Source organism: Bradyrhizobium arachidis, from assembly GCF_015291705.1.
GTDB lineage: Bacteria > Pseudomonadota > Alphaproteobacteria > Rhizobiales > Xanthobacteraceae > Bradyrhizobium > Bradyrhizobium arachidis.
The window spans coordinates 9,776,643-9,790,394 of the sequence record NZ_CP030050.1 but is presented as its reverse complement, the minus strand read 5'-3'; the positions used below and the strand labels follow the sequence as shown (position 1 = coordinate 9,790,394).

Annotated in this window: 10 protein-coding genes; 8 read left to right on the top strand and 2 right to left on the bottom strand. The window is 66.2% G+C overall.

Annotated elements, in window-relative coordinates; translation table 11 throughout:
• Positions 1-21: 21 nt before the first annotated feature.
• A complete protein-coding gene (locus WN72_RS46130; protein WP_092211909.1) occupies positions 22-2,811 on the bottom strand; it encodes a [protein-PII] uridylyltransferase in 2,790 nt (929 codons plus the stop codon).
• Positions 2,812-3,015: 204 nt separating this feature from the next.
• Between WN72_RS46130 and WN72_RS46125 the strand changes: the two genes are divergently transcribed.
• From WN72_RS46125 to WN72_RS46095, 7 genes are all read left to right on the top strand, one after another.
• Positions 3,016-3,987, top strand: coding sequence for an aliphatic sulfonate ABC transporter substrate-binding protein (locus WN72_RS46125; RefSeq protein WP_167380571.1), 972 nt, complete (start codon positions 3,016-3,018; stop codon positions 3,985-3,987).
• A 228-nt stretch (positions 3,988-4,215) separates the two neighbouring features.
• Positions 4,216-5,061 (top strand): ABC transporter permease, encoded by an 846-nt coding sequence (locus WN72_RS46120; protein ID WP_027563286.1) that lies wholly within the window; start codon positions 4,216-4,218, stop codon positions 5,059-5,061.
• A 4-nt stretch (positions 5,062-5,065) separates the two neighbouring features.
• Entirely contained in the window at positions 5,066-5,851 is a 786-nt protein-coding gene (locus tag WN72_RS46115) for an ABC transporter ATP-binding protein (RefSeq protein WP_092211913.1), read from the top strand.
• A 54-nt stretch (positions 5,852-5,905) separates the two neighbouring features.
• A complete protein-coding gene (locus tag WN72_RS46110) occupies positions 5,906-6,415 on the top strand; it encodes an OsmC family protein (RefSeq protein ID WP_092211915.1) in 510 nt (169 codons plus the stop codon).
• A 185-nt stretch (positions 6,416-6,600) separates the two neighbouring features.
• A complete protein-coding gene (locus WN72_RS46105) occupies positions 6,601-7,410 on the top strand; it encodes a hypothetical protein (protein WP_092211917.1) in 810 nt (269 codons plus the stop codon).
• Positions 7,411-7,424: 14 nt separating this feature from the next.
• Complete coding sequence (locus tag WN72_RS46100) at positions 7,425-7,628, top strand: hypothetical protein (RefSeq protein WP_141263456.1); 204 nt, start codon at positions 7,425-7,427, stop codon at positions 7,626-7,628.
• A 166-nt stretch (positions 7,629-7,794) separates the two neighbouring features.
• Entirely contained in the window at positions 7,795-9,471 is a 1,677-nt protein-coding gene (locus tag WN72_RS46095) for a methyl-accepting chemotaxis protein (RefSeq protein ID WP_027563282.1), read from the top strand.
• A gap of 102 nt (positions 9,472-9,573) precedes the next feature.
• On the opposite strand, the gene mutS is transcribed toward WN72_RS46095, so the two are convergent.
• Positions 9,574-12,312: a DNA mismatch repair protein MutS gene (mutS, locus tag WN72_RS46090; protein WP_092211919.1), complete on the bottom strand. Its 2,739-nt coding sequence runs from the start codon at positions 12,310-12,312 to the stop codon at positions 9,574-9,576.
• A gap of 215 nt (positions 12,313-12,527) precedes the next feature.
• Between mutS and pcaF the strand changes: the two genes are divergently transcribed.
• Positions 12,528-13,736, top strand: coding sequence for a 3-oxoadipyl-CoA thiolase (gene pcaF, locus WN72_RS46085; protein ID WP_027563280.1), 1,209 nt, complete (start codon positions 12,528-12,530; stop codon positions 13,734-13,736).
• Positions 13,737-13,752: the final 16 nt, after the last annotated feature.

Sequence of the window (13,752 nt, the reverse complement as noted above, 5' to 3'; positions counted from 1 at the left end):
GCGAGCGCGCAATGACGAGAGTCACGCCGCCGGCTGAACCGCCTTGTCGCCGGCCATCACATGCGTCAGCGCGCTCTTGATCGCGGACTGCCGCGTCGGCGCGTTGATCTGTGCGCCGAGGAGGTCGGTGACGTAGAACACGTCGCGGGCGCGCTCGCCGAAGGTCGCGACATGGGCCGAGGCGATATTGAGATTGAGCTTCGAGATCGCGGTGGTGAGCTCGTAGAGCAGACCGGGCCGGTCGAGGCCTGAGACCTCGATCACGGTGTAGCGGTCGGACCATTGGTTGTTGATGGTCACTTCCGGCTCGATCACGAAGGGGCGCGCTTTGCTGCGCACGGTGCGCCGCGCCACCACTTCGGGCAGGCGCAGCTTGCCCTCCAGCACGTCCTCGATCATCTCGCCGATGCGCGTGGCGCGCCGACCCTCGTCCTCGTCGCGGTCGTATTCCCTGGAGATCGAGATCGTATCGAGCGCGCGGCCGTCGGTCGTGGTGTAGATCTGGGCGTCGACGATGTTGGCGCCGGCGGAGGCGCAGGCGCCGGCGATGATCGAGAGCAGCCAGGGGTGGTCGGCGGCGAAGATGGTCAGCTCGGTGACGCCGCGCACCTCGTCGAAGCCGACATTGATCGCGAGCTTGTGGCCGGCCTGCTCGCTGGAGCGGACGAAGCGGGCGTGGCGGATCTTGCGCGGCAGCTCGACCTTGAGCCAGTAGGCCGGATAGTGCCGGGCGATATAGGCATCGAGCTCGTCCGCCGGCCACTCGGCGAAGGCGTTGCGGAATTCGGCGTAGGCGGCTGTGAGGCGCTTGCCGCGATCGACTTCGGAGAAGCCGCCGGTCAGCACCGGCTCGGTCTCGTAATAGAGCGAGCGCAAGAGCTGCGCCTTCCAGCCGTTCCACACGCCCGGGCCGACGCCACGGATGTCGGCGGTGGTCAGGATGGTGAGCAGCTTCATCTGCTCGACCGACTGCACGACCGCGGCGAAATTCTCGATGGTCTTGCGATCCGACAGGTCGCGCGACTGTGCAACCGTGGACATGGTGAGGTGCTCCTCGATCAGCCAGGCCACCAGCTCGGTGTCGGCCGGGCTGAAGCCGAGCCGCGGGCACAGCCGGCGCGCGACCTTGGCGCCGGCGATCGAGTGGTCCTCGGGCCGACCCTTGGCGACGTCGTGCAGCAGTGTCGCGATGTAGATCACCGCGCGGTGCTCGGGGCGGGTCTTGCGCATCAGGTCGCTGGCGAGCGTGAACTCCTCGATGCCGCCGCGCTCGATGTCCTGGAGGAAGCCGATGCAGCGGATCAGGTGCTCGTCGACGGTGTAATGATGATACATGTTGAACTGCATCATCGAGACGATCTTGCCGAAGGCGCGAATGAAATGGCCGAGCACGCCGGTCTCGTTCATTCGCCGCAGCACGATCTCGGCGTTGTCCGAGGTCAGGATCTCCATGAACAGCCGGTTGGCCTCGGGATTCTCGCGCAGCTGCGCGTTGATCAGGCCGAGCGAGCGCGTCACATCGCGCATCGCGTCCGGATGGAAGGCGAGGTTGTTCTTCTGCGCGAGGCGGAAGATGCGGATCAGGTTGACCGGATCGTGCTTGAAGATATCAGGCGCGGCGACGTTGATGCGGTTGTTGTCGACGATGAAGTCGTCGCTGTCAGGCACGCGCCGCTTCGCCGGCGTCGGGCGCAGCCGCGCCATCATCCGGCTCAAGACCGGCGCGGGCTTGGCCTGCTGGTCCTCGAGCTTGGCGCAGAGGATGGCGGTGAGGTTGCCGACTTCCTTGGCGACCAGGAAGTAGTGCTTCATGAAGCGCTCGACATCCTGCATGCCGGGATGCGAGGTGTAGCCGAGCCGGATCGCGATCTCGCGCTGGAGGTCGAAGGAGAGACGCTCCTCGGCGCGGCCGCAATAGAAATGCAGATTGCAGCGCACCGACCAGAGGAAATCGGCGCAGCGGCGGAAGCTGCGGTATTCCTGCGCGTCGAACACGCCGCGCTCGACCAATTCGTCGGTGTCGCGCACGCGATAGACGTATTTGGCGATCCAGAACAGCGTGTGCAGGTCGCGCAGCGCGCCCTTGCCGTCCTTGACGTTGGGCTCGACCAGATAGCGCGACTGGCCGCCACGGCGATGCCGCTCCTCGCGCTCGGCGAGCTTTGCGGTGACGAATTCGGACGCGGTGCCCTGCACCACTTCCTTGTCGAAACGCGCGACCAGCTCGTCGTAGAGCGGCTGATCACCGGTGAGAAAGCGCGTCTCCAGGATCGCGGTGCGGATGGTCATGTCGCCGCGCGCCTGGCGGATCGATTCATCGACCGAGCGCGTGGCGTGGCCGACCTTCAGCCCCATGTCCCACAGGCAGTAGAGGATCGCTTCGGCGACCTGCTCGCCCCAGGCGGTCTGCTTGTAGGGCAGGATGAACAAGAGATCGATGTCGGACTCGGGCGCCATCAGGCCGCGGCCATAGCCGCCGGTCGCCACCACCGCCATGCGCTCGGCGCCGCTCGGGATCGGCGAGCGGTAGAGATGGCGCGTCGCCGCGGAGTACAGGATGCGGATGATCTCGTCCTGGACATGGCACAGTCGCTCGGCGCAGCGGCGGCCGTGGCGGTCCTTGAGCAGGATCGCCTGCGCCGCGGCGCGCGCCGCGATCAGCTCGGCCTTGAGCAACTGCGCGACGGCAGTGCGGAACGCGTCCTCGCGTCCCTCATGCTTTTCGGCAAGCGCATCGACCGCGGCTGTGATCCGCGCGGTATCGAAGCGATCGTCCACCTCAGGCTTCTGCTCAGTCGCGACGCTATCCATGTCTCACCGAATATGGGGTCTCATCGGATATAAGAGGTGACCCGCGCTGTCACCCGCCATTCTCAGGCAATAGTCGTTCCATGCTGGAAAAGGCCGGCCGGGAGCAAATTGTTCTCGCGCCGCAGGCTTTCAAGGGTCGGATTTTCTCGTTGACCTCTAGATATAACTCATTGAAAAACAATGAAGTTTTTGAGGAGGCTGGGCATGACCTGGATGACACGACGCATTCTGCTCGCGGGAGCCATTGCGCTCGCCGCGACCCCCGCGGCAAAGGCGGCGGACCCGCTCAAGGAGATCCGCATCGACTGGGCAACCTACAACCCGGTGTCGATGGTCCTGAAGCAGAAGGGGCTGCTGGAGAAGGAGTTCGCCAAGGACGGCATCACCATCACCTGGGTGCAGTCGGCGGGCTCCAACAAGGCGCTCGAATTCCTCAACGCCGGCTCGATCGATTTCGGCTCGACCGCCGGCTCGGCGGCGCTGGTCGCGCGCATCAACGGCAATCCGATCAAGTCGATCTATGTCTATTCGCGGCCCGAGTGGACCGCGCTGGTGACGGGCAAGGATTCCAAGATCGCAAGCGTTGCTGATCTGAAGGGCAAGCGCGTCGCGGTGACGCGCGGCACCGATCCGCACATCTTCCTGGTACGCGCACTTCTCGGTGCCGGTCTCACCGAGAAGGACATCACGCCGGTGCTGCTCCAGCACGCCGACGGCAAGACCGCGCTGATCCGCGGCGACGTTGATGCCTGGGCCGGTCTCGATCCCATGATGGCGCAGGCCGAGGTCGAGGAAGGTGCAAAGCTGTTCTATCGCAAGGCCGACGCCAACACCTGGGGCATCCTCAATGTGCGCGAGCAGTTCTTGAAGGACTATCCCGACGCCGCCCGTCGCGTGCTCGCGGTGTATGAGGAGGCGCGAAAATATTCGCTGGCGAATTACGACGAGCTGAAGAAGACCTTCATCGCGGTGACGAAGCTGCCCGAGGCGGTCGTCGACAAGCAGCTCAAGGAGCGCACCGAGCTGACCCACAGCCGCATCGGCGCGCCCCAGCGCGAGTCGATCCTCGCCGCCGGCCTCGCGCTCCAGCAAGCCGGCGTCGTCGACGCCAAGGTCGACGTGAAGGCGACGCTGGATGCGCTGATCGACGACCAGGTCCCGCTGCCGACGAATTAGTAAGCGGCACGCCGGCGCAGCACATTCCGTCGTCGTCCCGGGGCGCGAAGCGAACCCGGGACCCATAACCCCAGGGAGTGGTTGTGGTGCGAAGGCGTCACTCCGAGTCCCCGTAGCCACGTCGTCCTGTGGTTATGGGCCCCGGATCTGCGCTTCGCTTGCCCGGGGCGACAGCGGAGATTGCCGCGCACCCTTGCAATCTCACACAAGACGCGCTTCCTACCGGCCATGATCTCCGACGCGCCAGTCCTGCAACAAACTTCGGAACCCGCCGAACGTGCCGCCGCGCCTTCGCGGCTGTCGCGCTACGGGCGGCCGATGCTGGGACTGCTGCTGCCGCTGACACTCGCGCTCGGCTGGGAGCTGGTGGTCTGGTCCGGCTGGTCCAACGGGCGCCTGGTGCCGCCGCCCTCGCGCGTCTTTGCCACCATCAGCGAGCTCGCCCGCTCCGGCGAGCTGGTCCGCCATATCGCCGCGACGCTGTGGCGCGTCGGTCTCGGCTTTGCCTTCGGCGTGGTCGCGGGCACGCTGTTAGGTGCCATCTCCGGCTATTGGTCGCTGGCGCGGCGGCTTCTTGATCCCACGGTACAAGCCTTGCGCGCGATCCCCTCGCTCGCCTGGGTGCCGCTGTTCATCCTCTGGCTCGGCATCTTCGAGACCTCCAAGATCGCGCTGATCGCGGCCGGTGTGTTCTTCCCGGTCTATCTCGGCGTGATGGGCGCGATCCTCTCGGTCGATCGCAAGATCGTCGAGGTCGGCCGCACCTTCCGCCTCTCCGGCTTTGCCATGATCCGCCGCATCCTGCTGCCCGCGGTGCTGCCGGCCTATGTCGTGTCCCTGCGCGTCGGCCTTGGTCTCGGCTGGATGTTCGTCGTCGCGGCCGAGTTGATCGGCGCCTCCGAAGGCCTCGGCTATCTCCTGCTCGACGGCCAGCAGCTCGGCAAGCCCGCGCAGATCCTCGCCGCCATCGTGATCTTCGCCATCCTCGGCAAGCTCACCGACTGGCTGATCGAGGTCGCAGCCGCGCCGTTCCTGCGCTGGCAGGACGCCTTCTCCCGCGCGAAGGGAGCGTAACACGATGCTGGCGCTCGACCGGGTCAGCAAGATCTATCCCAACGGCGTCGAGGCGCTGGCGCGCTTCTCCGCCCAGATCAGGCAGGGCGAGATCATCGCCATCATCGGTGGCTCCGGTTGCGGCAAGTCCACGCTGCTCCGCGCCATCGCCGGTCTCGACCGCGCCAGCTCCGGCGCCGTGACGCTCGACAGCGAAGCGATCTCTTCGCCGCACGCCAAGATCGGCATCATCTTCCAGGAGCCGCGGCTGCTGCCCTGGCTCAGCGTTGCCGACAATATCGGTTTCGGCCTTGCGGATCTGCCCGCGGCCGAGCGGCGCGAGAAAGTGGCGCGCGCGCTCGATCGTGTTGGCCTCGCCGACAAGGCGCAGGCCTGGCCGCGCGAGCTCTCCGGCGGACAGGCGCAGCGCGTCGCGATTGCGCGGGCGCTGGTGCCGCAGCCCGAGGTGCTGCTGCTCGACGAGCCGTTCTCGGCGCTCGATGCCTTCACCCGCAGGGATCTGCAGGATCATCTGCTCGACCTCTGGGCCGACACGCGCCCGACCTTGATCCTCGTCACACATGACGTCGACGAGGCCGTGGTGCTGGCTGACCGCGTGCTGGTGATGCGGCCGCGGCCGGGCCGGCTGTTCGACCAGATCGAGATCAATCTCGGCCGGCCGCGCGACCGCAATTCGCCGCTGTTCGAGACCTTCAAGCGGAGTGTGCTGACGTCACTCGACCGCTCGCTCGACCGCAGCGTGCCCGACCGTGACGCAACCCAGGGTCCCGGTCAGGCCATGTGGTGGTGACATTCGCTCCTTAAGCCGGTACATCGGCAGGCGTATTTTCCGGGAGAGAACAACATGGACGCCGCCGAACTGCGCCAGATGCAGGCCCCGATCAAGGAACGCTACAAGACCGATCCCAAGGCCGCGATGATCACGCTGAAGGCCAAGGGCTCCACCGACAGCGAAGGCATCGCCTGCAAGGTCGAGACCGGCCGCGCCATCGCGATGGCCGGTTTGCACCCCGCCACCGGCGGCTCCGGCCTCGAACTCTGCTCCGGCGATATGCTGCTGGAAGCGTTGGTCGCCTGCGCCGGCGTCACGCTGAAATCGGTGGCGACCGCGATCGAGGTGCCGCTGAAAACCGGCAAAGTCTATGCCGAGGGCGATCTGGATTTCCGCGGCACGCTCGGCGTCGACAAGGAGACCCCGGTCGGCTTCGCGGAGATCCGCCTGCGCTTCGAGGTCGACACCGATGCGCCGCAGGACAAGCTCGACCTCCTGCTCAAGCTCACTGAGCGCTATTGCGTGGTCTACCAGACCATCAAGAACGGCCCGAAGGTTTCGGTGTCGATGCAGCGGATGTGACGCGAGGGCCTAACCCAACAATCGGCGTCGTCCCGGGGCGCGCCGCTTGGCGCGAGCCTGGGACCCCTAACCCCAGGCCGTAGTGACTTCAGACGGGTCGTAGCTCCAGCTCTTCAACCACCACGGCCTGTGGCTATGGATTCCGGGCTCGCGCTTCGCTTGTCCGCGACGACAAAAACAAAAAAATGTCCCTCGACCTCCACTTCATTCTCATTCTTCTCCTGCGCATGGCGATCGCGGCGGCGTTCGTCGTGTCGGCGTCGATCATCACCGAACGCTCCGGTCCGGTGATCGGCGCGCTGGTGGCGACGCTGCCGATCTCGGCCGGGCCGTCCTATGTCTTCCTCGCGATCGACCATGACGCAGCCTTCATCGCGCAAGGCGCGCTGGCGAGCCTTCCGGTCAACGCGGCGACGATCGTCCTCGGGCTCACCTATGTCGTGCTGGCGCAGCGGAACAATCTGCTGGTGAGTGTCGGAAGCGCGGTCGCGGTGTGGATCGTGCTGGCCTCCATCATTCGCCTGTTCGACTGGAGCTTGACGGCCGGCCTTGCCGTGAACCTGGTCGCCTTCGGCATCTGCATTCCTCTGCTCGCAAAATACCGCCACGCGAAGATGCCGCTGGTGACGCGCCGCTGGTACGACATCCCGTTCCGCGCCTCGCTGGTGGCGACGTTGGTTGCGATCGTGGTCTCGACCTCGGGCTGGGTCGGCCCGCGGGTGAGCGGCGTCATCGCGCTCTACCCGATCGTGTTCACCAGCATCATGGTGATCCTGCATCCGCGCATCGGCGGTCCGCCGACCGCCGCCGTGCTCGCCAATTCAGCCTGGGGGCTGCTCGGATTCGGCATGGCGATTGCTGTCATGCACGTCGCGGTCGTGTGGTTTGGCTCCGCCATCGGCCTGTGCCTTGCACTCGCAACCTGCATCGTCTGGAACCTGACGCTGTGGGCGATCGGGCGTCGCGCGAAGCATAGGATGCGGCACGCGCCGTGAGACGACGGGCGTTGGTGACATCACGCCGCGAATGCCCAATCGGCGTGTCGCCATCATTCGATGCGCGCCACGTCTTCAAGCTGTTGAATGACAAGCGTCATTTCAGATCGCGTCGCGACTTTTGCCGAATTTTCCCGGAAAATCGCGATGGTTTTGCAGTACTGCCGCTGCTGATTTCCGACAACTCCATTAGAACTTTATTCGACCTTTTCGCCTAGCATCGTGTTTGCGTACCCGCTTCCGCCGTCGCCGGCGTGAAACTTGTCCGATTTGTAGCCGATTGTGCGGACCTGCGGGATTTGTCGATTGAAGTTTGTAAGTCGCCGCACGGGCACATCCCGACTGGCGTATCCTCGCTGCTTATTTCGAGATGGAGATTCTTTGATGTTTGGTCGCAGGTCCCGCAGCGATGCGGACGCAGAGATTGCCGCCATCGGCCGCTCGCAGGCGGTGATCGAGTTCGCGATGGACGGCACGATCCTCAACGCCAATCAGAATTTCCTGACGGCGCTCGGCTACTCCCTCGGCGAGATCAAGGGGAAGAAGCACGCCATGTTCATGCCGGCCAATCAGCGCGAGGACGCCGCGTACCAGGCGTTCTGGGCGCAACTCAATCGCGGCGAGCCGCAGGTCTCCGAATTCAAGCGGATCGCCAAGGGCGGCCGCGAGGTCTGGATCGAGGCCTCCTACAATCCGGTGCTCGACGCCGCCGGCAAGCCCGTCAAGGTCGTGAAGATCGCGACCGACATCACCGCGAAGAAGATTCGCGGCATGACCGAGGCCTCCAAGATCGCCGCCATCGGCCGTGCCCAGGCCATGATCGAGTTCAAGCTCGACGGCACCATCGTCACCGCCAACGAGAATTTCTGCAAGACGCTCGGCTACTCGCTGGCCGAGATCGAGGGCCGGCATCACAGCCTGTTCGTCGCTCCTGCCGAGCGCGACGGCGTGGCCTATCGCGATCTCTGGACCAAGCTCAACCGCGGCGACTACCAGGCCGGCGAGTTCAAGCGGATCGGCAAGGGTGGTCGCGAGGTCTGGATTCTCGCCTCCTACAATCCGTTGCTCGACGAGCGCGGCAAGCCGTACGGCGTCGTCAAATTCGCAACCGACGTCACCGCGGAGAAGCTGAAGAACGCCGATCTCGCCGGTCAGATCGCGGCGATCGACAAGGCCCAGGCCGTGATCGAATTCAACATGGACGGCACCATCATCACGGCGAACGCCAACTTCCTCGCCACGCTCGGCTACTCCTTGGCCGAGATCAAGGGCCATCACCACAGCATGTTCGTCGAGCCCACGGAGCGCGACGGCGCGGCCTATCGCGAGTTCTGGGCCGCGCTCAATCGCGGCCAGTACCAGGCGGCCGAATACAAGCGCATCGGCAAGGGCGGCAAGGAGGTCTACATCCAGGCCTCGTACAACCCGATCCTCGATCTCAACGGCAAACCGTTCAAGGTGGTGAAATACGCCACCGACACCACGCGGCAGGTGCTGGTCCGCATGGGCAACGAGCGCGTCCGCGGCATGATGGAATCGGTTGCCGCCGGTTCAGAGGAACTCAACGCCTCGGTGCGCGAGATCTCCGAGGCGATGACCAAGTCGCGCGAGACCGCGATGAGCGCGGTGGATCAGGTCGCCGCCGCCGACGCGCAGGCGCAGCGCCTCACCGAGGCTGCGCAGGCGATGAGCGGCATCGTCGAGATGATCAACAGCATCACCGGGCAGATCAACCTGCTCGCGCTCAACGCCACGATCGAATCCGCCCGCGCCGGCGAGGCCGGCCGCGGCTTCGCGGTGGTGGCATCCGAAGTGAAGAGCCTCGCCAACCAGGCCAAGCAGGCGACCGACAAGATCGGCCAGGAGATCGGCAGCCTCAACGGCATCTCCGGCGACGTCGTCAGCGCGCTCGGTTCGATCAAGCAGGCGATCAACAACGTCAGCGAATACGTGACGTCAACCGCCGCCGCCGTCGAGGAGCAGAGCACGGTGACGAACGAGATGTCGACCAGCATGCAGCGCGCCGCCGCGGAAGCCGCGGCGATCGCGGCAAGGGCGTAGGCGGCAACCACACTGTCATTCCGGGGCGCCTCGAAGAGGCGAACCCGGAATCTCGAGATTCCGGGTTCGATGCTTCGCATCGCCCCGGAATGACGGCCGATTTCACTGCTTCGGCAGCTTGGCTCTCAACGCATACAGAGCATCGAGCGCCTCGCGCGGGGACATCTCGTCGGGGTGCAGCGCCTTCACGGCGTCCATCAGCAGGTCGGCCTCGCTCGGCGGGGCGGCTTCTGCGGCGGCGCGGGAGGGGACGGCGAACAGTGGCAGATCGTCCACCAAGGCGCGCGCGGTCTGGCCGCGGTCCTGCGCCTCCAGCTTGGAGAGCACGGATTTTGCGCGCGTGATCACGGCCGGCGGCAGGCCGGCGAGCTTGGCGACCTGGATGCCGTAGGAGCGGTCGGCCGAGCCCGGCAGCACCTCGTGCAGGAACACGACATTGCCCTGCCATTCCTTCACGCGCACGGTCGCGTTGAACATCCGCGGCAGCTTGGCCGAGAGTGCGGTCAGCTCGTGATAATGCGTGGCGAACAATGTGCGGCAGCGGTTGCTTTCGTGCAGGTGCTCGATCGCGGCCCAGGCGATGGAGAGGCCGTCAAAGGTCGCGGTGCCGCGGCCGATCTCGTCGAGGATCACGAGTGAGCGTTCGCCCGCTTGATTGAGGATCGCCGCGGTCTCGACCATCTCCACCATGAAGGTGGAGCGGCCGCGGGCGAGATCGTCGGCAGCGCCGACGCGCGAGAACAGGCGGTCGATGATACCGATCCGCGCGCGCGTCGCCGGCACGAAGCTGCCGATCTGCGCCAGCAGCGCAATCAGCGCGTTCTGGCGCAGGAAGGTCGATTTACCCGCCATGTTGGGACCGGTGAGCAGCCAGAGCTGGCCGGATTTTTGCGCGGGCGCAGGCGACAGATCGCAGGCATTGGCAATGAATGGCTCGCCATTGCGCTTGAGCGCCTGCTCGACCACGGGATGACGGCCGGCCTCGATCGCGAAGGCGAGCGACGAATCGACCTCCGGCCGCACATAGTTCTCGTCGATCGCCAGCTTTGCGAGCGAGGTCGCAACGTCGAGCAGTGCAAAGCCTTGCGCTGCGGCGCGCAGGTCGTCGCTGATCTCGAGCGCCTTGGCGCAGAGCTTTTCGAAGATTTCGAGCTCGAGGCCGAGCGCGCGATCGCCGGCATTGGCGATCTTGGCTTCGATCTCGCCGAGCTCCGACGTGGTGAAGCGGACCTGGCCCGCCAACGTCTGGCGGTGGATGAAGGTCGCGTTCAGCGGTGCCGACATCAGCTTGTCGCCGTGCTGCGCGGTCACCTCGACGAAATAGCCGAGCACGTTGTTGTGGCGGATCTTGAGGGCCTTGACGGAGGTCGCGTCGGCGTAGCGCGCCTGCATCGAGGCGACCACGAGGCGCGAGGCATCGCGCAGGTTTCGCGCTTCGTCGAGGGCAGGTTCGTAACCTTGGCGGACGAAGCCGCCGTCGCGCTTGATCAGCGGCAATTGCTCGTCGAGAGCGCTTGCGAAGCCGGCCGCGAGCTCGCGCGACGGTCGCTGCAAGGCCGCCATCACCGCCGCAATCTCCTGCGGCGGCTGGTCGAGCTCGGAAAGCCGCGTCAGCACCTGATCGGCGGCGATGATACCGTCGCGGAGGCCCGCAAGGTCGCGCGGGCCGCCACGACCGACCGAGAGGCGGGCCAGCGCGCGCGACATGTCGGGCGCGCCACGCAGGATGCTGCGGATGTCCTCGCGTGCGGCCGAGTCGGCAACGAAAGTGCTGACCGCGTCGAGCCGCCGTGCGATCGCCGGCGCATCCGTCAGCGGCGCCGCCAGACGCTGCGCCAGCAGACGCGAGCCGGCGGAGGTCACCGTGCAGTCGATGGCATCGAGCAGCGAGCCGCGGCGTTCGCCGGCGAGCGTCCGCGTCAGTTCGAGATTGGCGCGCGTCGCCGGATCGATCGCCATGGTCGCACCGGATGCTTCGCGCGCGGGCGGCGGCAGCGGCGGATGCTTGCCGACCTGGGTGCGGTCGACATAGGTGACAGCGGCGGCCGCAGCCGTTGCTTCCAGCCGCGTGAGCTGCGCCAGGCCGTCCATGGTCGCGACGGCAAAATAGTCGCAGAGGCGCTTCTCGGCGGTGGCGCCATCGAAGACGTCGCGGGTGAGCGGCGTCACCGCCGGCAATTCGCGCAGGGTCTGGCCGAGCTCGTTGTCGCTATAGAGCGCATCGGTGACGATCGCCTCGTTCGGGTTGATGCGCGCCAGCGTCGCGGCGAGCTCGCCGCCCGAAACCTCGGTGACCATGAATTCGGCGGTCGAGATGTCGATCCAGGCAAGGCCGAAGCGGTCGCCGCCGGCGGACGAACGCGCGCGCGCGATCGCCAGCAGGTAATTGTTGGTACGCGCGTCGAGCAGCGTGTCCTCGGTCAGCGTGCCCGGCGTGACCAGGCGCACCACGCCGCGGCGCACGACGCTCTTGTTGCCGCGCGCTTTCGCCGCCGCTGGGTCCTCGGTCTGCTCGCAGACCGCGACACGGTGGCCGGCCGAGATCAGGCGGTGCAGATAATCCTCGGAGCGCTCGACCGGCACGCCGCACATCGGGATGTCGTTGCCCTGATGCTTGCCGCGCTTGGTCAGCACGATGCCGAGCGTCTTCGAGGCGATCTCGGCATCCTCGAAGAACAGCTCGTAGAAATCGCCCATCCGGTAGAAGAGCAGCAGGCCCTGATGCGCAGCCTTGATCTCGAGGTACTGTTCCATCATCGGTGTGACGCGCGCGGCGGCTTCCGCCGGCGCTGCGGGTGCTTCGTCGGGCGGCGGTACGGGTATCGGCTGTTGCATCGTCATGGGCGGCGCAACCTACAAAATTTCGCCTCCTGCTCCTATCGGTTTGGCCGGGGAGGGGAGGTTTTCCACGTTGTCCGCACCACGGCATGCGCTGCCGGCGTGTGCGCCCCTCGAATCCCGCGCGAAACCGTCAATTGACCTGCCGCGGGCGCCCTCCTAAAACTCCGCCGACATTGAAGAATTTGGCCGGATCGCGGCATTCAGGGAGAACAACGATGCGTGATGTCTTTATCTGCGACGCCGTGCGGACCCCGATCGGCCGTTTCGGCGGCTCGCTCGCCAAGGTGCGCGCCGACGACCTCGCCGCCGCCCCGATCAAGGCGCTGATGGCCAAGCACCCCAATCTCGACTGGGCCCAGGTGGATGAAGTCTTCTTCGGCTGCGCCAACCAGGCCGGCGAGGACAACCGCAACGTCGCGCGCATGGCGCTGCTGCTGGCAGGCCTGCCGGATTCGGTTCCCGGCCAGACGCTCAACCGCCTCTGCGCTTCCGGCCTCGATGCGGTCGGTGCCGCGGGCCGCGCGATCCGTTCCGGCGAGGTCGAGCTTGCGATCGCGGGCGGCGTCGAATCCATGACCCGCGCGCCGTTCGTGATGGGCAAGGCGCAGGAAGCCTTCTCGCGCTCGGCCGAGATCTTCGACACCACGATCGGCTGGCGCTTCATCAATCCGCTCTTGAAGGCGCAGTACGGCGTCGATGCGATGCCGGAGACCGGCGAGAACGTCGCCGAGGAGTTCCAGGTCTCGCGCGCCGACCAGGACGCCTTCGCGATCCGCTCGCAGCAGCGCGCCGGCAAGGCGATCGCGGCCGGCTATTTCGCGGAAGAGATCACCCCGATCACCATTCCCGGCGGCAAGGCCGGCCCCATCACGGTCGACAAGGACGAGCATCCGCGCCCCGAGACCACGCTGGAAGGCTTGGCAAAACTGAAGCCGATCGTGCGCAATCCCGGCACGGTCACCGCCGGCAACGCGTCGGGCGTCAATGACGGCGCCGCCGCCATGATCCTCGCCTCGGAAGCCGCGGTGAAGAAGCATGGCCTGACGCCGCGCGCGCGCATCCTCGGCCTCGCTTCGGCCGGCGTGCCGCCGCGCATCATGGGCATCGGCCCGGTGCCGGCGACCCGCAAGCTGATGGAGCGGCTCGGCAAGAAGATCAGCGACTTTGACCTGATCGAGCTCAACGAAGCCTTCGCCTCGCAGGGCATTGCCTGCATGCGTCAGCTCGGCGTCGCCGACGACGCCGATTACGTCAATCCGCATGGCGGCGCCATCGCGCTCGGCCATCCGCTCGGCATGAGCGGCGCCCGCCTCGCGCTCACCGCCGTGCACGGCATGGAAAAGCGCGGCGGCAAGCTCGCGCTCGCCACCATGTGCGTCGGCGTCGGCCAGGGTGTGGCCGTCGCGATCGAGAAGCTGAATTGACGAAACGCGCAGCGTC